The sequence below is a fragment of the Microbacterium sp. Leaf151 genome, assembly GCF_001424225.1.
In the GTDB taxonomy this organism is placed as follows: Bacteria; Actinomycetota; Actinomycetes; order Actinomycetales; family Microbacteriaceae; genus Microbacterium.
Genome location: NZ_LMOR01000001.1, coordinates 496,535 through 518,150 on the forward strand (window position 1 = coordinate 496,535; position 21,616 = coordinate 518,150).

26 protein-coding genes are annotated in these 21,616 nt (G+C 66.6%); 14 read left to right on the plus strand and 12 right to left on the minus strand.

Annotated features, from left to right (window positions below; translation table 11 throughout):
• Positions 1–4 precede the first annotated feature (4 nt).
• The 3 genes from ASF76_RS02195 to ASF76_RS02205 are packed head-to-tail and all read right to left on the minus strand — an operon-like array spanning position 5 to position 2,702.
• On the minus strand, positions 5–865 hold the full coding sequence (locus ASF76_RS02195) for a metal ABC transporter permease (RefSeq protein WP_055952263.1): 861 nt from the start codon (positions 863–865) through the stop codon (positions 5–7).
• Positions 862–1,677 (minus strand): metal ABC transporter ATP-binding protein, encoded by an 816-nt coding sequence (locus ASF76_RS02200; protein WP_055952264.1) that lies wholly within the window; start codon positions 1,675–1,677, stop codon positions 862–864. The genes ASF76_RS02195 and ASF76_RS02200 overlap by 4 nt, the downstream gene beginning before the upstream one ends.
• On the minus strand, positions 1,674–2,702 hold the full coding sequence (locus tag ASF76_RS02205; RefSeq protein WP_055952267.1) for a metal ABC transporter solute-binding protein, Zn/Mn family: 1,029 nt from the start codon (positions 2,700–2,702) through the stop codon (positions 1,674–1,676). The genes ASF76_RS02200 and ASF76_RS02205 overlap by 4 nt, the downstream gene beginning before the upstream one ends.
• A gap of 166 nt (positions 2,703–2,868) precedes the next feature.
• Between ASF76_RS02205 and ASF76_RS02210 the strand changes: the two genes are divergently transcribed.
• From ASF76_RS02210 to ASF76_RS02235, 6 genes are all read left to right on the plus strand, one after another.
• The gene (locus ASF76_RS02210; RefSeq protein ID WP_055952269.1) at positions 2,869–3,378 is read left to right on the plus strand and encodes a hypothetical protein; all 510 of its coding nucleotides are present in this window, start codon (positions 2,869–2,871) and stop codon (positions 3,376–3,378) included.
• Between the two features lie 120 nt (positions 3,379–3,498).
• Complete coding sequence (locus ASF76_RS02215; RefSeq protein WP_055952272.1) at positions 3,499–3,825, plus strand: hypothetical protein; 327 nt, start codon at positions 3,499–3,501, stop codon at positions 3,823–3,825.
• A gap of 197 nt (positions 3,826–4,022) precedes the next feature.
• Positions 4,023–5,537 (plus strand): CoA-acylating methylmalonate-semialdehyde dehydrogenase, encoded by a 1,515-nt coding sequence (locus ASF76_RS02220; RefSeq protein ID WP_055952275.1) that lies wholly within the window; start codon positions 4,023–4,025, stop codon positions 5,535–5,537.
• Between the two features lie 657 nt (positions 5,538–6,194).
• Positions 6,195–7,001, plus strand: a complete 807-nt coding sequence (locus tag ASF76_RS02225; RefSeq protein WP_156459080.1) for a hypothetical protein — start codon at positions 6,195–6,197, stop codon at positions 6,999–7,001.
• A 133-nt stretch (positions 7,002–7,134) separates the two neighbouring features.
• Positions 7,135–7,956 carry a hypothetical protein gene (locus ASF76_RS02230; RefSeq protein ID WP_156459081.1) on the plus strand — a complete coding sequence of 274 codons (822 nt, stop codon included), beginning with the start codon at positions 7,135–7,137 and terminating at the stop codon, positions 7,954–7,956.
• Between the two features lie 108 nt (positions 7,957–8,064).
• Positions 8,065–8,613 carry a hypothetical protein gene (locus ASF76_RS02235; protein WP_055952281.1) on the plus strand — a complete coding sequence of 183 codons (549 nt, stop codon included), beginning with the start codon at positions 8,065–8,067 and terminating at the stop codon, positions 8,611–8,613.
• Positions 8,614–8,734: 121 nt separating this feature from the next.
• On the opposite strand, the gene ASF76_RS02240 is transcribed toward ASF76_RS02235, so the two are convergent.
• The 5 genes from ASF76_RS02240 to nrdH form a co-directional block, all read right to left on the minus strand.
• Complete coding sequence (locus tag ASF76_RS02240; RefSeq protein WP_200936066.1) at positions 8,735–9,415, minus strand: DUF6036 family nucleotidyltransferase; 681 nt, start codon at positions 9,413–9,415, stop codon at positions 8,735–8,737.
• A complete protein-coding gene (locus ASF76_RS02245; protein WP_055952283.1) occupies positions 9,412–9,903 on the minus strand; it encodes a hypothetical protein in 492 nt (163 codons plus the stop codon). The genes ASF76_RS02240 and ASF76_RS02245 overlap by 4 nt, the downstream gene beginning before the upstream one ends.
• A gap of 71 nt (positions 9,904–9,974) precedes the next feature.
• Positions 9,975–10,361, minus strand: coding sequence for a single-stranded DNA-binding protein (locus ASF76_RS02250; protein WP_055952285.1), 387 nt, complete (start codon positions 10,359–10,361; stop codon positions 9,975–9,977).
• Positions 10,362–10,515: 154 nt separating this feature from the next.
• Entirely contained in the window at positions 10,516–10,710 is a 195-nt protein-coding gene (locus ASF76_RS02255) for a hypothetical protein (RefSeq protein WP_055952287.1), read from the minus strand.
• On the minus strand, positions 10,707–10,943 hold the full coding sequence (gene nrdH, locus ASF76_RS02260) for a glutaredoxin-like protein NrdH (protein WP_055953359.1): 237 nt from the start codon (positions 10,941–10,943) through the stop codon (positions 10,707–10,709). Before nrdH ends, ASF76_RS02255 begins: the two co-directional genes overlap by 4 nt.
• Positions 10,944–11,325: 382 nt before the next feature.
• Here nrdH and ASF76_RS02265 point away from each other — a divergent pair, with 382 nt between their 5' ends.
• The 3 genes from ASF76_RS02265 to ASF76_RS16920 are packed head-to-tail and all read left to right on the plus strand — an operon-like array spanning position 11,326 to position 14,629.
• Positions 11,326–12,348 (plus strand): tyrosine-type recombinase/integrase, encoded by a 1,023-nt coding sequence (locus tag ASF76_RS02265; RefSeq protein WP_156459082.1) that lies wholly within the window; start codon positions 11,326–11,328, stop codon positions 12,346–12,348.
• Complete coding sequence (locus tag ASF76_RS02270; protein WP_055952290.1) at positions 12,345–12,671, plus strand: helix-turn-helix domain-containing protein; 327 nt, start codon at positions 12,345–12,347, stop codon at positions 12,669–12,671. The genes ASF76_RS02265 and ASF76_RS02270 overlap by 4 nt, the downstream gene beginning before the upstream one ends.
• On the plus strand, positions 12,668–14,629 hold the full coding sequence (locus tag ASF76_RS16920) for a DNA repair protein RecO C-terminal domain-containing protein (RefSeq protein WP_156459083.1): 1,962 nt from the start codon (positions 12,668–12,670) through the stop codon (positions 14,627–14,629). The genes ASF76_RS02270 and ASF76_RS16920 overlap by 4 nt, the downstream gene beginning before the upstream one ends.
• Here ASF76_RS16920 and ASF76_RS02280 read toward each other — a convergent pair.
• Positions 14,626–14,976: an ArsR/SmtB family transcription factor gene (locus ASF76_RS02280; RefSeq protein ID WP_055952295.1), complete on the minus strand. Its 351-nt coding sequence runs from the start codon at positions 14,974–14,976 to the stop codon at positions 14,626–14,628. The two genes, ASF76_RS16920 and ASF76_RS02280, sit on opposite strands and share 4 nt — an antisense overlap.
• A 41-nt stretch (positions 14,977–15,017) precedes the next feature.
• Here ASF76_RS02280 and ASF76_RS02285 point away from each other — a divergent pair, with 41 nt between their 5' ends.
• Together ASF76_RS02285 and ASF76_RS02290 are read left to right on the plus strand one after the other, a co-directional pair.
• Positions 15,018–16,379 carry an NAD(P)-binding domain-containing protein gene (locus ASF76_RS02285; RefSeq protein ID WP_327037545.1) on the plus strand — a complete coding sequence of 454 codons (1,362 nt, stop codon included), beginning with the start codon at positions 15,018–15,020 and terminating at the stop codon, positions 16,377–16,379.
• Positions 16,376–16,885: a GNAT family N-acetyltransferase gene (locus ASF76_RS02290; protein ID WP_055952301.1), complete on the plus strand. Its 510-nt coding sequence runs from the start codon at positions 16,376–16,378 to the stop codon at positions 16,883–16,885. The genes ASF76_RS02285 and ASF76_RS02290 overlap by 4 nt, the downstream gene beginning before the upstream one ends.
• A gap of 5 nt (positions 16,886–16,890) precedes the next feature.
• On the opposite strand, the gene ASF76_RS02295 is transcribed toward ASF76_RS02290, so the two are convergent.
• Entirely contained in the window at positions 16,891–17,565 is a 675-nt protein-coding gene (locus ASF76_RS02295) for an arsenate reductase/protein-tyrosine-phosphatase family protein (protein WP_055952304.1), read from the minus strand.
• 51 nt (positions 17,566–17,616) lie between these two features.
• On the opposite strand from ASF76_RS02295, the gene ASF76_RS02300 reads away from it, so the two are divergent.
• From ASF76_RS02300 to ASF76_RS02310, 3 genes are read left to right on the plus strand one after another with little or no spacing between them, the layout of a single operon-like run.
• Positions 17,617–18,360 carry an aquaporin gene (locus ASF76_RS02300; RefSeq protein ID WP_082484796.1) on the plus strand — a complete coding sequence of 248 codons (744 nt, stop codon included), beginning with the start codon at positions 17,617–17,619 and terminating at the stop codon, positions 18,358–18,360.
• Complete coding sequence (locus ASF76_RS02305) at positions 18,357–19,745, plus strand: FAD-dependent oxidoreductase (protein WP_055952310.1); 1,389 nt, start codon at positions 18,357–18,359, stop codon at positions 19,743–19,745. Before ASF76_RS02300 ends, ASF76_RS02305 begins: the two co-directional genes overlap by 4 nt.
• Entirely contained in the window at positions 19,742–20,176 is a 435-nt protein-coding gene (locus ASF76_RS02310) for an arsenate-mycothiol transferase ArsC (RefSeq protein WP_200936067.1), read from the plus strand. Before ASF76_RS02305 ends, ASF76_RS02310 begins: the two co-directional genes overlap by 4 nt.
• On the opposite strand, the gene ASF76_RS16925 is transcribed toward ASF76_RS02310, so the two are convergent.
• Positions 20,150–20,416 (minus strand): hypothetical protein, encoded by a 267-nt coding sequence (locus tag ASF76_RS16925; protein WP_156459084.1) that lies wholly within the window; start codon positions 20,414–20,416, stop codon positions 20,150–20,152. The genes ASF76_RS02310 and ASF76_RS16925 overlap by 27 nt on opposite strands.
• A gap of 34 nt (positions 20,417–20,450) precedes the next feature.
• On the minus strand, positions 20,451–21,518 hold the full coding sequence (locus ASF76_RS02320; protein ID WP_055952317.1) for a hypothetical protein: 1,068 nt from the start codon (positions 21,516–21,518) through the stop codon (positions 20,451–20,453).
• Positions 21,519–21,616: the final 98 nt, after the last annotated feature.

Consider the following 21,616-nt stretch of genomic DNA (forward strand, 5'->3'; position numbering starts at 1 on the left):
ACCGTCAGAGCGCGCGAGTGGTGCGATCGCGCCGCGCGCCGACCACCCGGCAGACCAGGTAGATCGCGAACGAGATGGTCGTGATGTAGGGGCTCACCGGCAGCGTCCCGGCGACGGCGAGAAGCACCCCGCCCACCGCCGAGACGAAGCCGAACAGCGCCGCGAGCAGGGGCACCGAGAGCGGGCCGGATGCCACGCGCATCGCCGCGGCGGCGGGGGTCACGAGCAACGCCATCACGAGAAGTGCGCCGATGATGTGCACGGCCACGGCGACGATCAGCCCGAGCAGCAGCATGAACGCCAACGAGACCGCGGTCGTGGGCACGCCCCGAGCGGCCGCGGACTGCGGGTCGAGCGAGTCGAAGCGCAGCGGGCGCCAGATCAGCAGGAGGGCGGCCAGCACCGCGACACCGATGACGACGAGCCAGCCGAGCTGTTCGCTCTGTACCGAGACGATCTGGCCGGTCAGCAGGCTGAACCGGGTGGCGCTGCGGCCGTTGTACAGCGACAGGCACAGGATGCCGACACCCAGACCGAACGGCATGAGCACGCCGATGATGGAGTTGCGGTCCCGCGCCCGCGCCCCGAGCACCCCGATGAGGGCCGCGGCGATGAGCGAACCGACGATCGAGCCCGACACGACGTCGACGCCGATGAGCAGCGCCACCGCGGCGCCCGCGAACGAGAGCTCGCTGATGCCGTGCACGGCGAAGGCCATGTCGCGCTGCATCACGAAGACGCCGATGAGTCCGCCCACCAGGCCCAGCACGGCACCGGCGTAGACGGAGTTCTGCACGAGCTCGAGGATGGCGCCGTACTGGCTCACCCCGCCGAAGAGGGCGTCGCCGACGTCGGACCAGTTCATGCGTCGTCCTCGTCGTGGTGATGGTGGTGGGACTCGTCGGCATCCGGTGCTCCGACGACGATGAGCTGTCCGCCCGCGCGCACGACGTAGACGGGAGCGCCGTACAGGGCGCTCAGCGTCTCGGTGGTCAGCACCTCGTCGGGGGTGCCGAGGGTGAAGCGGCCGTTCGCGATGTAGAGGATGCGGTCCACGCGCGAGAGCACCGGGTTGATGTCGTGCGTCACCAGCAGCACCGCGGCGTCGCGCTCGCGTCGGTGCCGGTCGATGAGACGGACGACGGCCTGCTGGTTGGCCAGGTCGAGGCTCGTCAGCGGCTCGTCGCACAGCAGCAGGGCGGGGTCGTCGGCGAGGGCCTGGCCCACGCGGAGCCGTTGCTGCTCCCCGCCCGAGAGCAGCCCGACCGGCCGGTCGCCGAACTCCGCGGCGCCCACGGCCTCGAGGAGGTCGTCGATGCGCGCGCGGTCCTTCTTGCGCGACAGCGGCAGGCCGAGGCGATGCCCGTCGACGCCGAGGCCCACGATGTCGCGTCCACGCAGCGGCGTCTCGCGGGGCAGTGGTCGCTGCTGGGGGATGTAGCCGATGCGGCGATTGCCCGCACGACGCACCGGCGTGCCGAGCGCCTCGATCGACCCGGCACTGAGGCGCTCGAGGCCGAGGATGGCGCGCAGCAGCGTCGTCTTGCCCGAGCCGCTGGGCCCGAGCACCGCGACGAGCTCGCCGGGGGCGACCTCGAGGTCGAGCCCCGACCACAGCACCTCGCCGCCCCGCTCCAGGGCAGCGCCGCGGATGCGCAGCGGTGCCGCCGCGCTCACGCCGTCAGCGCGTCGGACAGCGCCGTGATGTTGCTCTGCATCCACGAGATGTAAGTCTGACCCTCGGGCAGCGTTTCGGTGAACTCGATCACCGGAATGTTCTTCGCCTTCGCCTCGTCTTCGACCTGCGTGGTCTCGGCGCCGCCGGTCTGCGGGTTGACGATCATGACGCGGATATCCCCCGAGTCGAGGAGCTGCAGCGCCTCCAGCAGGGTGGCGGGCGGCACGTCCTGGCCTTCCTCGACCGACTCGCTGAACTCGTTCGGGGTCGCGTTGTCGAGCCCGGCCGCGTCGATCAGGTACACGGGCACCGGCTCCGTCACGAACACCTTCGCCCCGGCATCCTTCGCCTCGATCTGGCCGAGGGAGTCCTCGAGACCCGCGATCTGCTCGACGAAGGCGTCGGCATTGGCCGCGAAGTCGGCCGCGTGGTCGGGAGCGAGTTCGCCGAGGTGCTCGGCGATGTCCTTCGCGAGGTCTTCGACGGTGTGCGGGTCGTACCAGACGTGCTCGTTGAAGCCCTCGATGTGGTCGTGTCCGTCGCCCTCGGTGTGGGTCTCGCCCTCGGCGTGCGCATCGGCGCTCTCGCTGGCTGACGGGCTCGCCTCGTCGGCGTGCGCCTCGTCGTGCGAGGCGGCACCCGGGTAGTCGTGGTTGAACTCCACGGCCGTGATGACGGGGGCGGTCGTTCCGCTGGCGTCGATGAGCGACTCCATGAACGAGTCGTAGCCGCCGCCGTTCTCGATGACGAGGCCGGCGTTCTTCAGCGTGAGCTGGTCTTGCGCGCTTGCCTCGTACTCGTGCGGATCCTGCGACGACGAGGTGATGACCGAGGTGACCTCGACGAAGTCGCCGCCGATCGCCTCGGCGATCGAGCCGTAGACATCGGTGGATGCCACGACGGCGACCTTGTCACCGTCGGCGGCGCCGGAGCCCGTTGAGGCGGGGGCACCGCCGGCGCAACCGGCGAGCGCGAGAACGGAGACAGCCCCGAGGGCGACGGGGGCGAGGAGGCGGCGGGTCATGCGGACATCGTATCGCTCGTGATAATCGTTCTCAAACTCAGCAGGGCTCCATCATTCCCGCCGGCGCCGCTGATGCGTCACCGCGTCGGCGGCGCGACCGCCCGAGTACCGCACCGGCCACCCCGCGCACGGCGTCGTCTCCCCTATCCGCCGATAGCCTCCGTGGGTGCGAATTCTGCTGGACGTGCCCAACGTCGACGTGTTCTACGGCTCGGCGTCGGTCACCACGGACGAGGATGCGGACCGCAGCGACGTCGACGCGCCTTGGGCCGATGAGAGCAACGGCCTGTGCGGAGCCAGCATCCCGGGAGTGCTCGAGCTCACGACGGGCACGCATACGGGATATCTGCCATTCCGCATCGAGCTGCACGGTTCGGAGCCCGCCGTGGACCCGAGGTGGGACGAGGTCGTGGACGTCTCCTTCGCGACGCGTTTCGACGAGGCGGTCCTCATCGGAATGATGGGCGGCAACTGCTTCCCGTTCCCGCTCCCGCGCGGTGACTATCGCGTTCGTTATTGCGTCCAGGCGTTCGGCGAAGCGAAGCACAGCGACGAGGCGGGAGATTCGTACCTCCTGCAGTTCTGGCCGGCGCCGCCCGCACCCGGCCGCATTCTCGTTCAGACCAGCGCCGAGGCGGCGTACTGGCACCGCGTCCGCCATACGCCCACCTCCTGAAACCACGAAGAGGACGATCACCGAGACGCCACGCGGCGTGAGGAACGCGCACGCGCACGATGGGAGCGCGCATTCGTAACGAAGGCCTGCGTGCGACCCTCGGTGAAGTGAGGAGGTCGAATGCACGCCGAATGGGATGAGTCGTACTTCGATGCGCAAAGAGAGGACCCATCGATCTTCTGGGTCTGCTTCTGGACCGGTGACGACGTCGGCGAAGCCGCACGACACGACCCGCAGCGGATCACCGGGGCAAGGTCGGTCGCGGAGGTGCTCGAATGGGTGGACGAGGTGAGGGAGGGCCGCCGGTTCGAGCTCTTCGTAGAGACCGCGGACCGCGCCGAGACGAGCGCGCACGGTTGGGCCGATTACCGCAAGCTCATCCGTCTTGCCGGCGACTTCACGCCGAAAGGTTCGACGTTCACCGTCGCGCTTCACACCGAGGACTAAGGTCCCAGCCGTCCAGCGAACGATGCCCCGAGTGGATGTGGGGCGCTCACGCAGCCGGGGACGCTGCGCCGTGGTCGCCGTTCGACAAGAGGTGGGGCACCAGCCGGACGCCAGCCCGCCGATCTGGCACCCCAGGCCCGCCTAGTTGTCCAATTTGGCAGGAGCGGGCGCGCGATTCGAGCCGTTTACTGGGAGCCATGACCGATACCGACCTCCCCGTCATCGCGCACTGGTTCGACGGCGCCGCCGCCCCCTCGGCATCCGGCCGCACCGCGCCCGTCTACAACCCCGCCACCGGTGCCGTGCAGGCGCATGTGGCGCTGGCCGACGAGGCGGAGGTCGACGCGGCCATCGCCTCGGCCGAACGCGGGTTCGCGGTGTGGAGCCAGTACTCGATCGCCAAGCGTCAGGGCGTGCTGTTCGCCTTTCGAGAGCTGCTGAACTCCCGGAAGGGCGAGCTGGCTGAGATCCTCACGTCCGAGCACGGCAAGGTGCGATCGGATGCCATGGGCGAGATCGCCCGCGGTCAGGAGGTCGTGGAGCTCGCCACCGGGTTCCCCCACCTCCTCAAGGGCGCCTTCAGCGAGAACGCCTCGAACGGTGTCGATGTCTACTCGCTGAAGCAGCCGCTCGGGGTGGTCGGTGTCATCAGCCCGTTCAACTTCCCGGCGATGGTGCCGATGTGGTTCTTCCCGATCGCCCTCGCCGCCGGCAACGCAGTGGTGCTCAAGCCCAGCGAGAAAGACCCCTCGGCCTCCCTCTGGCTCGCGCAGCTGTGGAAGGAGGCCGGTCTTCCCGAGGGCGCCTTCACGGTGCTGCAGGGCGACAAGGTCGCCGTCGACGGACTGCTGAACAGCCCCGTCGTGCAGTCGATCTCGTTCGTCGGCTCGACCCCCATCGCTCAGTACATCTACGAGACCGCCGCGAAGAACGGCAAGCGCGTGCAGGCCCTCGGTGGCGCGAAGAACCACATGCTGGTGCTCCCGGATGCCGACCTCGACCTCGTCGCCGACTCGGCCGTCAACGCCGGCTTCGGCGCCGCAGGCGAGCGCTGCATGGCCATCAGCGTGGTCCTGGCCGTCGAGCCCGTCGCCGACGAGCTCATCGCGAAGGTCACCGAGCGCATCCAGAAGCTGCGCATCGGCAATGGCGCCGCCACCGACGAACCCGACATGGGCCCGCTGATCAGCGGACAGCACCGCGACAAGGTCTCCTCCTACGTCGACATCGCCGAAACCGACGGCGCGAAGGTCGTCGTCGACGGCCGCGGATACACCGTCGACGGTCACGAGGACGGCTTCTTCTTCGGCCCCACGCTCTTGGATGCCGTGCCCACGTCATCCCGCGCGTACACCGAGGAAATCTTCGGGCCGGTGCTCTCGGTCGTGCGGGTCGCCTCCTACGACGAGGGCCTCGCGCTCATCAACAGCGGCGAGTTCGGTAACGGCACCGCCATCTTCACCAACGACGGAGGCGCCGCCCGCCGCTTCCAGAACGAGGTGCAGGTCGGCATGATCGGCATCAACGTGCCGATTCCGGTGCCGGTGGCGTACCACTCGTTCGGCGGATGGAAGAAGTCGCTGTTCGGCGACGCGAAAGCGTATGGCGTGCACGGCTTCGACTTCTTCACCCGCGAGAAGGCCGTCACCAGCCGCTGGCTCGACCCCGCCACCCACGGCGGCATCAACCTCGGCTTCCCCCAGAACAGCTGACCGCGGTCGCCCACCGGATGCCACGGCCCCAACGCTTCCACGGCGTCGGGGCCGTGGCATCCGTCGTTCGTCATCGCGCATGCGGGTCCGACGGACGGGTTGCGCAATCCGCCCCCGTGCCGCGCGGAATCACGCCGTGCGGGCGCGTGGCGTGTGAGCGGATAGCCAACTATTGCGTCCTGGACCATCTCGGATCAGTGGTCGACCGATGAGGCCGCCCGCCGAGTACCGCCTCAAAAACGCTTCCGCCAAGCCTTGTAAGCAGATTGGGCGCTAGATGCCCCACATGAGCTGGCTAATCCGGCACGAGCTTTCGGACCCCTATGCGGGACGTGGCGCACGCCGGGATTTCGCGGACGTCGAGTCCCTTCGGTCGGGCCAGCGGAGCAGCCCGCATAGCGATCCCCTTCCGGACACCGCGGGCGCCGGGGTCTCGCGACGCTCGACTCGGCATAGCAACCCTGCGATGACACCCATCACGAAGACCGGTAGAGCGAAGACTCCAATCCCGTCGGCAACGAGCATCAAGCGGGACCGCGAGACTCATGTCTGCGCGCGCCTCGGCGCTGAGGTGCCCGCGCGACCCTATTCGAGCCCCCCAACCGACCGATACGTTGAGGGTCCTGCACCGCCGCCGGAGACGCTAGGGGATCGATTGTGACAAAGAAGCAGTGCGCTTTCTGTGGAGTCACGGCGGCTATGACGAAGGAACACATCCTCAGAAATAAGTTCAACAAGACGTTCGACGGGAAGGTGGGCCCGAAGGTGTTGACCGTCTCCCATCGCGGAGAAGACGGTCAGACGGAGCGCGACATCGAATCGCGTGGACTCCCTTATGGCTCCACCGTGAAGGTGGTCTGCGCCGATTGTAACAACGGGTGGATGAACGATCTCGAGAACGAGGTCGAATCAGATCTCCTCCGATTGATAGGTGGGCAGTACTTGGAGTTCACTCCCGAACAGCGGAACACGCTCGCGCGCTGGACGACGAAGACAGCCCTGATGCGCCAGTTTCAGAACGACCCGAGCGTCCAGCTGCAACCGCACAGTCCGGTGTTTCAAGCGGCGATGAGCGGCCACCCCACGGGGAGCTGGACGTACGCAGCGCCCATCTATTGGACGGAACACCCGTGGATGCGAAGTGTTCGTATCCGAACTGTAGCTACCACCGCCGGGGGTTCAGACCTAGACATGCTGTTGACAACAATCCAGGTTCGCCGCCTTCTCCTCCAATCTGTCGTCTCGCTCGATGACGTCACAGCACAGTACGTTGACGCAACGCTGGCGCCCCTTACGTTCCCCAGGTTTGCTCGGGTGCACCCGACGGGAGATCCCATTGACTGGGCTCGCACACCGGTACTGAACGCGCAGGAGTTCTTCAGCGCCAGCGAGAAATTTGCTCAGGTGCTTATGGACGACATGGACTCACCTCTCAAGCCGTTCTTCGACAGCGATATGAGATAAATCGCCTTCTACTGGACTAGGCGCGCATCGTGCAACACCGATCCTGCAGCGCGGCCCGCAAATTCGGCCACCAATACCTAACCGGACACACGCCGCAGAGCGGTCTACATCCGAAGCCGGGCATGATAGGCCGATGCGCACACTGACCACACCACCAGTACTCCGCGCCGTCGACCAGGCGTCCACGTTCCGCGTGACAGGGAACACTTCTCCTAACCTTCCGGCGGAGAACGCACTTGCCACCCTGATGGCTGGCATCGATGTAGTTGCGCTTGGCGTCTTGGCGTCGACGAAGGCTCTTCAATTCACGAACCTGCTCGATGAGGACGCATCGCGGCGAAGCGCGCGCTACTCGCCGCTAGAACACTCCTGGATATTGCGGCCGCCTCACTTAGCCCTGTCGATCGTGCGCGAGGACGTCCTAACCATCAGATCGATCACCTATTCGAACCCTGTCGACATCGTGACATCCGGCAAGTTGGCCAGACCCGTCGCACAGGCGGTTGCCTCGTTCATCGATGCCTTCCGGCTGGGAAAGGCGCGCAAGCAGCTGCTCACGGAGCAAGCAGCCCGAGAGAATATTCAGCGGGTCATCGAAGATTCAACCCTCGAACTGACTGTGCAGGAGAAGTTTGTACGTGTCGAGGCTTTGATCTTGGACAACGAACTCAAACGGGAGGAGCTCAAAGCGCAGAAGCTGGTGAATATCGACCGCGCACTGGAACTCTCCGAGAGGATACGAACAGCGCAAGAAGAGGCCAGGAAGTCTCACCCCTCCATTCCGGTCTGGAGTGAAGCCGAGGCCACGGCGATCGCGGACAACGTGCGCTTGTTGGCCTCGGTGGATCTCGCGGATCTAGCCGGCCTCATCGTGCGCTTGGAAAACGGTCCTCAGCCGGCGGCTGGCGTGGGCGGCAGCCCCCTCATCCCCTCCCCTCCAGACCGCTTGCGGTAAGCGTCCGGTCGACTCGCAGCAAACCCCACAGCTCAGCCGGCACAAGGATTTCTTCACCCTGCCTCCGACGCCTCAACTGCCCCGGGCGGATCCGTCAATGTGGGGCGTGTGAGTGTGCTGTCGATCCGTTGCGGAAAGTCCACCTGCGATTTCGTGTGGGAAGGTCCACCGTCCGAGCTGAACAAGGCGACCGCTGAGCACCGTCGAGCCGTCGCGCAGGCGAAGGCGACGATGGACGCCGCAGCCGGCGCGGTTACGACATCGTCGGATGCCGGGAATACCGCCCCGGAGGACAAGCACCGCCCGGTCGTGGTGGGCGAACGCTGGACGTGGCTGAAGGGCTACTCGATCTTCAACTTCGCGTGGATCGTGATGTCCGTCGTCGCGTACGGGAACATGTCGACCGGGTGGTTCTTCCTCTTCCTCATCTTTCCCCAGGTGGCCACATCCGTTGCCCAACCGGTCGTCCCGATCGTGGTGATGATCGCCGCCGTGTGCACCGCCACCGGGTACGGGATGCAACGGGTGAAAGGCGCCGAGTTCTGGCCCCGATTTTTCGCCTCCCTCACGTTGTTCGGGGCCATTTCCGCGATGGTTTCAGCCGGGATTGGCATCGTCGTTCCCCTTCTCCTGCTGGTGCTCGCCCAGCTCCTGTGAGAGCGAGGTACCAGACCCCTGACGTGGGCGTACGGGCCGCGAAGGACGGGTGAATCTCGGGATGTTCGACGGGCCGTTGCGAGGTGGCGTATCAGCGTCAGCGCTGCGCCTGAGTGAGCGGTCAGCGGCGGCGGTGTGATTCCGGCCCGCGATCTTGGCGAGCCTCATGCTCCTCAGCCGACTGCTCGCGTAAGGCGTTCACGCGTTCCTCGATCCGCTCGCTCAATGTGCGTGGGTGGCGCGGTTTCTCCGCCGATAGGTGTCGGAGAGCTTTGGCGCGATGGGCCACGTCGTCGACGACGTAGCGGTGCTTGGCTTGGAGCATCTGCGGCGGGTAGCTGCGATCGAGCAGGTCGATCGCTTGCTGGGGGTCGGTGTAGCCCGCCTCGTTGAACAGCGTGGCCGCGTCGTTGAAGTCGCGGTCATCTCGGGACGCGTGGAGCTTCATCGCCAGCAGGAACTCGGGCGATGGCACCTGTACGTAGAGAGACTCCGACTCGAAGACCACGCGCGAATTGCCATCCGGGCGGGGCATGAACCCTTTCGCGCCGTCGTTGAGCCAATCTGGCTCGAGGCCGTGGCGTTCGCCGATCTCGGCCGCGATCTGCCGCACCTCTGGGGCCGGTTCGAACACGGCGTCCACGTCGCGGGTCAACCGCTGTCGGTCGTACCCGAGCGCCATCGCCGCGCCGCCCACGATGAACAGCTGCGCCGTCAGACCCCGGGATTGCAGGCTGTCCGACAGCTCCCGTAGGAGCACCTGGAGACGATCAGCGGTGAGCTCCTCGCCCTCGCGCGTCATGCGCGAGCGAGCGAGGAGCTGGTGATGAAGATCCCACGCCGACGGAACGCGCGCGGGCTCACCGCCTGGGCCTCAGCACGGAAGATGCTCGGAACAGCAGGGAACCACTGCCGCGCGGTCCGCGTTGGATCAGCAGCCCACTGGGGGGCGATCCACCCGTCCCGCTCGGAGAGGAAGTCGGCGAGAGCCGCGAACGCGGCATCCACATCGACAGATCCCGTGCGCTGCGGTTCGCGCTCGAAGACGCGGGCAGCGAGCTGGGGTCCCCCGCGGCGGAGCGTCGACGTGTAATCGTCGAGGGTCTGCAGGATCCCGAACCGCCAGCTTTCAGCGGAGTCTTCCCCCGCGGCGACCAGTTCGGAACAGCGAGCGGCGTTGTCCGCGGCACTGTGACGCAACCCCACAGCAGAGACGGGAGCAGGCTCAGGCGCAGCCTGAGCACGCTCGAGCAATGCGTCGACCGAAAGCACCGTTCCTTGAAAAGCCATCTCTCCCCCTCTCCTTGTCTCCCATTCTCGCAGTGCAGCCGCAAAGACTCCAGGGCATCGCGGACGCCCTGTCACGTGTCGGTTGCTAATGAGGCGCTGCGCTGCGGCGTCCGCTGCGAACGGGTGACGACGGCGGTCGCGCGGGAGAGGTCGGGGCCGATTGCATCGGCTTCGAGGACGCGGCCGTGGCGGCGGTCTTCCCCTTCGCCCCAGGCCACGGTGCGCTCGTATCCGACGACGATGACCGCGTCACCTTTGTGGAGGGATGCGAGCACGTGCTCGCCGAGTTCGAACTTCGCTTCCACGAAGTGCGTTGTCGGGGCCTCGTGGGGGGTCCACTCCCCCGAGCGGTATTCGCCGGTGTTCTCGATGACGCGCAGCTTCACGATCTGCACGCGGCCTGCCTGCACGGCCTCGGGGTCGACGGCGAGGTTGCCGGTGATGGTCCTGGTGCTCATCTGTTGTCTCCTGCTCGTGCGGTTCGTGCGCCTGGTCGACGTCGACGGGATGCCGGTCCTCGGATCGGTCTCGGGGGTTGGTGCAGCGTCATCCTCAGGAACGTCGAGGCCCCAGGAGGCGAGCGCGTCGCGGCGGGTGATTTCCACCGGCGGCTCAGTCAGCGATCGCCTCTTGCTCGAGCTCGGCGCGTGTGACGTAGTGCCCGGGGATGCGGCGTTCCTCGCCGTAGGCGGCGCGGTAGAACCGGTCGGCGTCGTTCTCCAACCGGTCCACCTCCCCCTGCCGGTCGGTGTATCCGGCGAGATATCCGGCCCGGTAGTCGTCGCTGGTTGTGTCGTGCTCGCTCATGCGGCGTGCTTGTCGATGAGGTCGGGACGAAACCCCGACCAGTGGTCTTGATCGCTTGCCACGACGATGGGAGCGGCGGAGTAGCCCAGCTCGTCCATTACATATTCGAGCGCTGCGGGGTTGGTGGTGAGGTCCACGACGGTGTACTCGATGCCCTTCGCGTCGAGCGCGCGATAGGTCGCCGTGCACTGCACGCACGACGGCTTCGAGTAGACAAGCAAGAACTGTTGCATCAGGTGCCACATCCGCGGACGCCGCTCCCCGCCTGCGATCCCGCGGTTTCCAGGCCGTGCTGAGAGGGTGCGAAGCATCACAGCCGGGCCGATCGTGCGCCAATTCCGATGAAGGGGAGCATCTACTTGGTGTGCTCCACAGGATGCCAGTTCTCAATTGCACTGATAGCCGGGCAAATACTTCCGGCCTCGCGATCATGCCCTGCTCGCCGCGGAAAAGGGTGACTCGACCCGCAATACGATGCGCCTAGTGACGGTGTGATACTTTCAGTGTCGTGATTGTTGCTTCTAATGCATCGAACGGGAATCGACTGTGACAGGTCGTCCGACCGCGATCGCGCCGGTCGCTCTGCTAGACCCGGCCCGGACGACTTTTCAAGACATGCTGCACGGCTTCGCGGTGTCGATGAGATCGCGAGGGCTGGCCGCGTCGACGATCGAGGTGCGTGAGTGGGGCGTGCGACGGTTCCACAACTTCGTGGGCGAGTATCCGTGGACGTGGAAGCCGCAGGACATCGAGGACTACACCTCGTCCCTGTTGTCGGGGCCGCGCCCGCTGGCGCACTCGACGATCCGCGGCTACCAGCACACGATCAAGAGCTTCTGCGGCTACCTCGCCAACCCGGCTTATGACTGGCACGAGATCTGCCTCGAGCGCTTCGGGGAAGTCCCGACGCAGATCTGTCACCCCTGGAACACGTTCGCGCATCTCGCCGAGTTCGAGGCTCGACCAACCCGTCGCCCATTCGGCTACGACGAGCTCGAAGCGTTCTTCGCTCACGCCGACCAGGTCGCGCACGACTTGCTCGACAGTCGGAAGAAGGGCGCTCTTCCGGCGCTGCGCGACGCACAGTTCTTCAAGACCGTCTACGCATTCGGATTGCGGCGGCGAGAAGCGGTGATGGTCGACCTGAACGACCTGCGGCCCAACCCGTTCATGCCCGACTGGGGCCCATATGGCAAGGTCCAGGTCCGCTACGGGAAAGCGATGAAAGGGTCCCCGCCGCGGCGACGCACGATCCTGGCCTGCCCGGAGTTTGCCTGGGCGACCGAGGGACTGAAGCACTGGGTCGAGGTCGTCAGACCACGTCTGGATCCCGGCAATCATGCGGCCCTCTGGTTGAGCGAACGCCACGACCGGGTGACAACCCGGAACGTCGACGTCCGATTCGCGAAGATCCGCAACGGCGCCGGCCTTGACCCGGCGCTGACGCTGCACAGCTTGCGGCATTCCTACGTCACACACCTGATCGAGTTCGGCTACGCGGAACGGTTCGTTCAAGAGCAAGTCGGACACCACCACTCATCGACCACCGCGATATACACGTCCGTGAGCGATGACTACAAGAACCGGATCTTCCAGGAAGCCCTGAACCGCGTGCTCGGAAAGGAAGCGATCGCATGACCCGCAAATTCGAATGGCACCTCCGTCGCAAGCTCGCCGACCAGGGCCTCTACAAGACCACTGAACTCGTCCCGCTGCTCGCGGAGCGTGGGGTGTCGCTATCTCGTGAGCAGGTCTATCGACTGGTGACGTCCCCGCCGCAGCGACTGAACATGGAGGTTCTGGACGCGCTCTGCGAGATCCTCGCCTGCACACCGAACGACCTGATCACTTTCGAGGAAGTCGCCGTCAAGCAGGTCAAGACGGCCGGCGGCGGCATGGTGACGGGCATCGGATCGTTGCGCCCCGTCCCGGCGCAGATCAAGCGCCCCGGCAAGGAGTGACGGTCGGGCATAGCCACGCGCTTTCCGCATCCCTCGGGATCCTGCTTGCCCAGGGCACCCCATGGGCCTTGATTGGTGAGCGCGCGCTGACGGAGTTGCTCGTCGCGCTTGCACCGACCGGGCAAGGGATGGCGCATCTCGCCCGGTATCTGCGGACCACGACAGCCCGCGTCGCTGAGGACGCCGACCCGCAGATGCCGCGACAGGTCCAAGTCCTGCTGCGCACGATCCACGAGCTCGGCTACAACGTCAAGCTGCCCAGGTGCGCGCGCTGCGGCGAAGAGAAGCTCCTCGTCCAAACCCTCCACGACGGCGTCCGAGCGTGCGCGAACTGCGCGAAGGAGACCTACACACGCCGTTGCGACGAATGCGGTCGGGTCCGGCCGATCAGCCTGAGTCGTGGCGGGGTGAGCCTCTGCAACACCTGCAGGCGGCGACACGACGACGCGAGGAAGACGTGCCTGGCCTGCCACAACGTTCGCCTCGTTCACACCCGCACCGACGCTGGACCGCTTTGCCCGGAATGCGCACCCGGCAAGGTCGAGCCGTGCGTGCACTGCGGACTCACGAAGCGGGTGAAGGTGAGATTCACCGGCGGAGCGACCTGCGATCAGTGCTTCTCCATCATCCGCAACACCAATCGGGCATGCCCGCGCTGCAACACGGTGACCCTAGTCGCCTCCGTCGCCGATGACGGCACACTGGCCTGCTCGAGCTGCGCCGGCAGGGTCTCCTCGTTCGTCTGCGTCGAATGCGGATCCGAGGGCATCCGACACGGGAAACGCTGCTACCCCTGCGCCGCACGTTTGGCGGTCAATGAACTGTTCGCGGACGGCACCCCGGCACGTCGGGTCGCGCTCGAGCCGCTGCGGGTTCGGCTCCTGCACCATCCGGAGCCGAAATCGATGGTGCTCTGGCCTAAGCGCAGCGCCTCCGCCGGGATCCTCGCCCAGATCCTGCGAGAAGAGATCGCGCTCACCCATGATGCGCTGGACGAGCACCCCGTCACTCAGGCTGCGTCGTTGCTGCGCCACGCCCTCGTCGACGTCGGAGCACTGACCCCGCGAGATGACGGCTGGGCGGGGTTCAATCTTTGGCTCGACCGCTTCCTCCCCGGTCAGCCTGAGGAGATCTCCCAGCTCCTCAACCCGTTCTGCCGTTGGGACGTCACCGCCCGCACACGCCTGATGATCCGACGCAATGGCCTCACCGACGGCACGTTCGTCCGCGCTCGACGGATCTGCCGGTCAGCGCACCGCTTCCTCGCCCACCTGCATGCGCAAAACGTCGCGCTGCTTGATGCCCCTCAGAGCGTGCTCGACTACTACCTCGAGGATCACCCGCGGGAACGAGAGCACCTGCGGAACTTCCTGCGCTGGGCAGCAGAATCAGGGCACGCGACACGCATCAGGCCCGTTCCCGCCAAATGGGCTGACCCCTCGACCAGCTACCCGATGCACATCTACCGAGATTGGATGACCCGGTTCGAGACCGATGAGACCATCCCCCTTCGCGCACGCATTTGCGGCCTCATCGCCGGAACGACAGGCCGCCCCAGTTCGACCACTGCGAAACTCACCCGCTCGATGATCGATGACACCGGGCACCGCATGACCCTACAGATCGGCAAGAGCCCGTTCCAGCTCCGCAATCCGCTCCCCGCGCTGATCCGACGGCAATTGGACGAGCCACGCCGATGGGACATCGAGTCCGACTGGCTCTTCCCCTCGAAACTGCGCGCCGGCACGCACACCGACTACAGCAGCTTCGTCAAAGACCTGCAGCAGCTGGGCTGCAGCGTCGTCGCGCTTCGGGGAGCAGCGCTGGTCAACCTCGCCGCCACGATGCCCGTGGGGCCGCTGGCAGACCTGACCGGGATCTCGGTCAACGTCGCCGCGCGATGGCAGGTCGTTGCGGCGGCCGCGTACTCGCAATACCCGGCATTGCGGCTCGACTAGGCGCTGGCCAGCACCCCGGTCACTCGCTCCAGGGCAGCGGGCACGAGACGGTAATACGCCCACGTGCCGCGCTTGGAGCGAGTGAGGAACCCCGCCTCCGTGAGGACCTTCAGATGATGCGACACGGTCGGCTGCGACAGCCCGACCGGCTCGATCAGGTCACACACGCAGGCTTCCTGGTCCGCACTGGCCGCGACGATCGATAGCAGTCGGAGACGGGCGGGATCAGCCAAAGCCTTCAACGTCTGCGCAAGCTGCTCCGCATCAGACTGGGTGAGCGGCTCACGAACCAACGGCGCACAGCACGCCACGGCGGAGACGTCTCTGACCTCGAGCATGGTGACCATGCATCGATGCTAGTCGATATTGACAGCGGTCGATAGATGCGGTGATACTGGGCATCGACGCTCATCGATATCTTGGAGGTTTCGTCGTGACACTGCTGGATCTGACTCCCCGCACCGTGACCAATGACCGGCTCGCGACGCTGCCCGTGGTGATCATCGGCGCCGGACCGATCGGTCTCGCTGCGGCCGCGAACCTCGTTGAGCGAGGCATCGATTTCCTCATCCTGGAGGCCAGCGACCAGGTCGCCGCCTCCGTCCGACTTTGGGGTCACACCCGCTTGTTCTCCCCGTGGCGGCACCTGATTGATCCGGCCGCGCAGCGACTCCTCGAGGCCACCGGCTGGGCTGCGCCCAACCCGGACGTCGCGCCCACGGGCGCCGAGCTCGTCGAGGACTACCTCGTCCCTCTCGCGCGGCTGGAGCAGATCGCGTCACGCATCCGATTCGGGGAGACCGTGGTCGCGGTGACCCGTGAGGGGATGGATCGCACCCGCACCGCCGGCCGCGCGCAAGCCCCGTTCCTGTTGCGCCTCCAGCACGCGGACGGCACCGTCGAAGACATCACCGGGCGGGCGGTGATCGACGCGTCCGGGACTTACACGACCCCGAACCCGCTAGCCTCCTCCGGCCTTCCCCCGATCGGCGCGGACGGGGTCACGGACCGCATCGTGCATGCGCTTCCTGACGTGCTGGGCGCTGACCGGGCGCGGTTCGCCGGCCGGCACACCACGGTGGTCGGCGCAGGGCATTCCGCGGCGAACACCCTGATCGCCCTCACACGCCTGGCCCGCGATGAGCCCGGCACCGCGGTCAGCTGGCTGATCCGCAACACCTCCGCCGTCCGGGTCTCCTCCTCACCTGAAGACGAGCTCGAAGGCCGCGCACAGCTCGGCTCACGCGTGGACCGGCTCGTCGCAGACGGGCAGGTCCAGCTCATTGACGGCTTCGAGATCTCGAGCGTCGCTGCCGAAGACGCTGGCATCCGCCTGCTCGGGACCCGTCGGGGCGATCCGGCGCAGCACGTGACGGACGTGGTGGTGAACGCGACGGGGTTCCGTCCGAACCTCGACATGCTCCGCGAGGTCCGGCTCGAGCTTGATGAGATCGTGGAAGCCCCGCGCCGGTTGGCGCCGTTGATCGATCCGAACGTGCACTCCTGCGGCACGGTCGAACCGCACGGGTTCCGTGAACTCACTCACCCGGAGCCGGGGTTCTTCCTGGTCGGGATGAAGTCCTACGGGCGTGCCCCCACGTTCCTGCTCGCCACGGGTTACGAGCAGGTCCGCTCCGTGGTCGCGTGGCTGGACGGCGACATGCGTTCCGCATCGAACGTCGAACTCACGTTGCCCGCCACCGGGGTCTGCTCCACCGATATCGGCGCCGGCGGTTCCTGCTGCTCATGACCGACATCAGGCTGATGATCGAGGCGGATTGGCCGCGGGTCGAGGAGATCTTCGCGGCCGGGATCGCGGGCGGCGAGGCCACGTTCGAGACCACCACCCCGACCTGGGAGCAGTTCGACACCGGCAAGATCACGGACGCTCGCCTGGTCGCCACGCGCGAGGGCGGGACCGTCCTGGGCTGGGCTGCCGCATCCCAAGTCTCTGCTCGCGTCGCCTACCAGGGGGTGATCGAGCACTCCGTTTACGTGCATCCCGAGGCGCACGGGCAAGGGATCGGACGGCTGCTGCTGGACGCGTTCCTCACTGCGGCCGATGACGCCGGCTACTGGACGATCCAGTCCAGCATCTTCCCCGAGAACACGATCAGCCTCCGCCTCCACGAGGCGGCAGGGTTTCGGATCATCGGAACCCGGGAACGCGTCGCCCGCTCGCAGCTCGGCCCGCACGCCGGCACCTGGCGGGACACCGTCCTCGTCGAGCGCCGCTCGGCCCGTAACGGTCACTGACCCGGTCAGGTGAGCGCGAGCATCCTTGGCGCCAACCTCGACACCCGGGAAGCGAGATCCGCGAACGCAGCCTCGAACGCGTCGTCCGTTGAGGCGGGAATCGGGTCCGGCACGGACCAATGCAAGACACGGTCGGAGAACTCTTCGTGCGCGCGATCGCAGACCGTGATTACGAAATCGGTGTCTCGCAGGATCCCGTGGACCTGCTGCGGCACTACTTCGGCCAGGTCCAGCCCGTGACGAGCGGCCGCCGCAATGGCTCCCGCTGCGACGCGATCGGCGGGATGCGTGCCGGCGCTGATCGCGGGGATCTCGCTCACGTCGTTCCACAACGCTTGGGCGAGTTGGGACCGGGCGGAGTTGGCGGAGCAGACGAACACGACACGCTCCGCCCCCGCCGTCGCGAAGGATCCCAGCTCGAGCAAGGCCCCCGGGTTGAGGCGCACATACGTCCGCCGCCCGTCGCCCTCCGAGCGGCCGCGAGAGACGATCCCTTCCCGCTCGAGCACATTCAGGTGATGCGCCAGCAGGTTCGACGTCATCCCGGAGAGCTCAGACTGCAGCTCCGTGGGAGACAGGTCTCCGAACGTCAGCAGGTCCAGCATCCGCAGGCGGGCAGGGTCAGCCAGAGCCGCATGCTTCGCAGCCCGCAACTCCAGGAACGTTCTCTCATCGTTCATTGCCTCAATCTTGACTGAGCTATAGTCGGTTCGTCAAGAATGAGGAACCAGATGAACACGATCGCCCTGCTCCGCCGCACCGGCGCCGAACTGCTCGGCACCGGTCTGCTGGTGACCGTCGTGGTCGGTTCCGGCATCGCCGCCTCCCGGCTCTCCACCGACCCGGGGCTGCAGCTGCTGGAGAACTCGATCGCCACCGCCCTCGGCCTGGGCGTGCTGATCCTGCTCCTCGGCCCGGTCTCCGGCGCGCACTTCAACCCCGTCGTCTCGATCGCCGACACGATCCTCGGCCGCCGCCACCACACCGGCCTCCCACTCGCCCTCCTGGCCCTTTATGTCGTGGCGCAGGTGGTCGGCGCGATCGGCGGAGCCGTGCTCGCGAACGCCATGTTCGCCGTCCCAACCACGCTTTCCACCACGGCTCGAGCCACCCCCGCGACGTTCCTCGCGGAGATCGTCGCGACCGCGGGCCTGGTGCTGCTGATCATCGGCCTGGCCCGCGCACACCGCAGCACCCCGGTGATCGCCGCCGCGGTCGGCTCCTACATCGGCGCCGCGTATTGGTTCACCAGTTCCACCTCGTTCGCCAACCCTGCCGTGACCATCGGACGTGTCTTCACTGACACGTTCGCCGGCATCGCCCCGACCTCGGTGCTCCCGTTCCTCGCCGCACAGCTGATCGGCGGCGCAATCGGGGTCGTCCTGGCTCTCCTGCTGTTCCCGCACGCCACCACGACGGCGGATGACCTGACCGTTTCCCCCACCCTCACCGACCCCTCGAAGGACTCTTCATGACGCATCTTGTTGCTATCGGCGGCAGCGACGCCGGCATCTCCGCCGCCCTCCGCGCCCGGGAACTTGACCCGACCGTCGAGGTCACCGTGGTCGTCGCCGACGCCTACCCGAACTACTCCATCTGCGGCATCCCCTACTTCTTCTCCGGCGACGTGAAGCCCTGGCAGTCCCTTGCCCACCGCACCCACGCCGACCTCGAAGCCACCGGCATGCGGCTCCGCCTGGACACCCTCGCCACGTCCATCGACGTCGCCGGGCAACGCCTCACCGTTCGCGACAGCGCCGGCATCGAGTCGCAGATCGCCTACGACGAACTCGTCGTCGGCACCGGGGCACTGCCCGCTTACGCCGGCATCGCGGGGCTGGACCAGCTCACCCCCGCCGATGGGGTCCACGTGATCCACTCGATGGGCGACACGTTCGCGCTGGAGAAGCACCTCACCGAGCGGGACCCGAAGACAGCGATCATCATCGGCGCCGGCTACGTCGGCCTCGAAATGGCCGAAGGCTTCACCGGCCGCGGCATCCAGGTCACCCAGCTGCAACGCGGCCCCGAAGTCCTCTCCACCCTCGACCCCGAACTCGCCTCGATCGTCCACGCCGAACTGGTCGAGCACGGCGTCACCGTCCACACCAACACCACCGTCCGCGGCGTCGAAAAGACCGCCACCGGCCTGGTCGTGCACGCCGAACACGACGGGCAGCCCGTCACCCATACCGCCGACCTGGTCCTGGCGGTGGTCGGCGTCCGGCCCAACACGAGCCTGCTCGAGCAGGCCGGCGCAACGCTCGGCGCGGGCCGCGCGGTCGTGGTCGATGAGCAGATGCGGACCGGACTCCCGCATGTCTTTGCCGCCGGGGACGGCGTCACCACCCACCACCGCCTCCTCGGCCTCACCTACCTTCCCCTCGGCACCACCGCACACAAGCAAGGCCGCGTCGCCGGGGAGAACGCCCTCGGCGGGACCGCCCAGTTCGCCGGATCCGTCGGCACCCAGGTCGTGAAAGTCTTCGACGTCGTCGCCGCACGCACCGGCCTCCGCGAACACGAAGCCGCCGCAGCCGGCTACAGCCCCGCCACGACGCAGACCGCGGCCGATGACCACAAGCGTTACTACCCGGGCGCGCAGCCGATCAGCATCCGCATCACCGGCGACACCGAGTCCGGGCTGCTGCTCGGCGCGCAGCTGGTCGGCCGCCTCGGCACCGAAACCGCGAAACGCGTCGACACCTACGCCACCGCCCTATTCGCGGGGCTCACCGTCGAGCAGATCTCGGACCTCGACCTGTCCTACACGCCACCACTCGGATCTCCGTGGGATGCCGTCCAGGTCGCCACCCAGGCATGGTCCCGCACCCAAACCCCGGCGGGGGTCCTCGCGTGAGCACCCCACCCACCGTGCTGTTCATCTGCCAGCACAACGCCGGCCGATCCCAACTCGGCGCGCACCTGCTTGAGCACGTCGCCACGGGGCGCGTTCACGCGACCAGCGGCGGACTCTCACCCGCGGAGCACATCAACCCGGTAATCGCCGAGGCGCTGGGAGAGTTGGGCATTGACACCAGCAGCGCCGTCCCGCGCGCCGTCACTGCCGCAGACCTGGCTGCGGCGGACATCGTCGTCACGATGAAGCCGAAGCTGGTTCTCCCGGGCCCGGTGACAGGGAGGCTCGTCGAATGGGAGTTTCCAGACCCGGACAGCTGGGGCATCGACGGGGTTCGTGACCTGCGTGAGCGTGTTCTGACACGTATCCGAACCCTGGCAGCCGATCTCGACACCACGGAGCGGTCAGTCAGTCTCCACGAGCACCGCTGAGAAGCCCTCGCCGGTCTCAACGGCGTGGACCGCTTCGAGCACAGCATCGAGAACGTGCCACATTGCGTCCACCTCGGCCTCGAGCAGCACGGCTCGACGATAAGCGTCCAGATCCTCACCGAGTTGCTCACGAGCGTCCGTGCGCAGTTGACGTATCTCCGATCGCTGAGCCTCGAGCCGCTCATACAGCGCAGCCGTGATCGGAGCTTTCCCAGGGTCGAGGACATCCTGCAGGTTCATGGCACGAACCTATCTGGGCGCTCGGACGTCGGGATCACCCTTCGGTGATCACCGCGCTCGTCACATTCTCGAAGTCGAACTGGACCGGCTGGAACGAACCGTGGAAGAACACTCCCGACTCGCGCCCCGAGATCGTTGGCTCCGTGATCGGAGTCCGAATACCCAGCACTGAGCTCCCGAGCAGCTGGTCGGGCGTCGGACCGATCGGCAGCAGCGGAAACGCAGCCACATCCTCGCTTTCTGGGAAACGCCGGCGACCCGCTACGGCGAACACTGCGCCGGCCACAACGGAGATCATCCAAGCCTCGACGAGGGTTGTCTCCACGTCGACCCTCAGTGATGCTGTCTCGAGGTGAGCTCGCCGGGTCGGACGATACACAAACGTCAACAACGGCCGGTCAAAAAGAGGGACGGAGGACTCGAACGCGCTGAGCGGAATCGTTCCGTCCCCAGCCGGCACCGGCGCCCTCATGAACTCGACGCGCACGTCATCGCGCGTGCTCACCGAGAGGCCGTGCTTGACCTTGTTGAAGCCGGTGTTCACAGCCAGCTCGTCGCGCGTCAACAAACCGATGGCGTGATTGGTCCAGGCCACCGCGACGTCGAGAGCGCTTTGCAGGTTCTCGGTCACCGGGACGCCGATGGGCAGAAACAGCTCCGGAAACGATGGAGGCTCGTCGGCATTCAGCCGCTCCGCGACAGCCTCAGCCACGTCCTTCATCGACATCGGGCTATCCGCAATGGCCACCCACACCGACGTCGCATCACCCTCCCGCGGCGCCGCAACCGCCAGCGCATAAAGCAGGCGCAGGAGCGTCTCCGCAGCATGGTGACGCACGGAGACCGCATCAACCGCGCGTTGACGTCCTCGACCACTATCACTCGTCTCAAGCGGGTCGGGATCCTCACGCGGCAGGCCGAGCCGGCGTCGGAAGGACTGCATAGCCTCGCCGTCGTGGTCGGGCTCCTGGTCACCGGCCAACAAGAGCTGCTCAATACGAGGCACGAAATACTCGAGCGGTGAGGACCGAAAGAATTCAGCATCCAAGCGAGATGCCTGATCCTCGGTCAGATTCAAGCCCTGCGGATTGATCGTCAACATGGCGACCCCCTTCGTTGACCGATTTAACCGCGATTAGCGCGGGGCCTCTGACAACGGCAACGGAGTTACACCGCAACTGAGAACTAGTGAATAGTTCT

Coding starts and splice junctions, on each gene's coding strand:
- ASF76_RS02215 (WP_055952272.1), top strand. CDS start 3,499: ATGCACGCCGAATGGGATGAGTCGTACTTCGATGCGCAAAGAGAGGAC.
- ASF76_RS02270 (WP_055952290.1), top strand. CDS start 12,345: ATGACCCGCAAATTCGAATGGCACCTCCGTCGCAAGCTCGCCGACCAG.
- nrdH (WP_055953359.1), bottom strand. CDS start 10,943: ATGCAACAGTTCTTGCTTGTCTACTCGAAGCCGTCGTGCGTGCAGTGC.
- ASF76_RS02305 (WP_055952310.1), top strand. CDS start 18,357: ATGACGCATCTTGTTGCTATCGGCGGCAGCGACGCCGGCATCTCCGCC.
- ASF76_RS02230 (WP_156459081.1), top strand. CDS start 7,135: ATGCGCACACTGACCACACCACCAGTACTCCGCGCCGTCGACCAGGCG.
- ASF76_RS02295 (WP_055952304.1), bottom strand. CDS start 17,565: ATGAACGATGAGAGAACGTTCCTGGAGTTGCGGGCTGCGAAGCATGCG.
- ASF76_RS02250 (WP_055952285.1), bottom strand. CDS start 10,361: ATGAGCACCAGGACCATCACCGGCAACCTCGCCGTCGACCCCGAGGCC.
- ASF76_RS02240 (WP_200936066.1), bottom strand. CDS start 9,415: ATGACGCGCGAGGGCGAGGAGCTCACCGCTGATCGTCTCCAGGTGCTC.
- ASF76_RS02205 (WP_055952267.1), bottom strand. CDS start 2,702: ATGACCCGCCGCCTCCTCGCCCCCGTCGCCCTCGGGGCTGTCTCCGTT.
- ASF76_RS02320 (WP_055952317.1), bottom strand. CDS start 21,518: ATGTTGACGATCAATCCGCAGGGCTTGAATCTGACCGAGGATCAGGCA.
- ASF76_RS02280 (WP_055952295.1), bottom strand. CDS start 14,976: ATGGTCACCATGCTCGAGGTCAGAGACGTCTCCGCCGTGGCGTGCTGT.
- ASF76_RS02265 (WP_156459082.1), top strand. CDS start 11,326: ATGCTGCACGGCTTCGCGGTGTCGATGAGATCGCGAGGGCTGGCCGCG.
- ASF76_RS02300 (WP_082484796.1), top strand. CDS start 17,617: ATGAACACGATCGCCCTGCTCCGCCGCACCGGCGCCGAACTGCTCGGC.
- ASF76_RS02195 (WP_055952263.1), bottom strand. CDS start 865: ATGAACTGGTCCGACGTCGGCGACGCCCTCTTCGGCGGGGTGAGCCAG.
- ASF76_RS16925 (WP_156459084.1), bottom strand. CDS start 20,416: ATGAACCTGCAGGATGTCCTCGACCCTGGGAAAGCTCCGATCACGGCT.
- ASF76_RS02255 (WP_055952287.1), bottom strand. CDS start 10,710: ATGAGCGAGCACGACACAACCAGCGACGACTACCGGGCCGGATATCTC.
- ASF76_RS02220 (WP_055952275.1), top strand. CDS start 4,023: ATGACCGATACCGACCTCCCCGTCATCGCGCACTGGTTCGACGGCGCC.
- ASF76_RS02245 (WP_055952283.1), bottom strand. CDS start 9,903: ATGGCTTTTCAAGGAACGGTGCTTTCGGTCGACGCATTGCTCGAGCGT.
- ASF76_RS02290 (WP_055952301.1), top strand. CDS start 16,376: ATGACCGACATCAGGCTGATGATCGAGGCGGATTGGCCGCGGGTCGAG.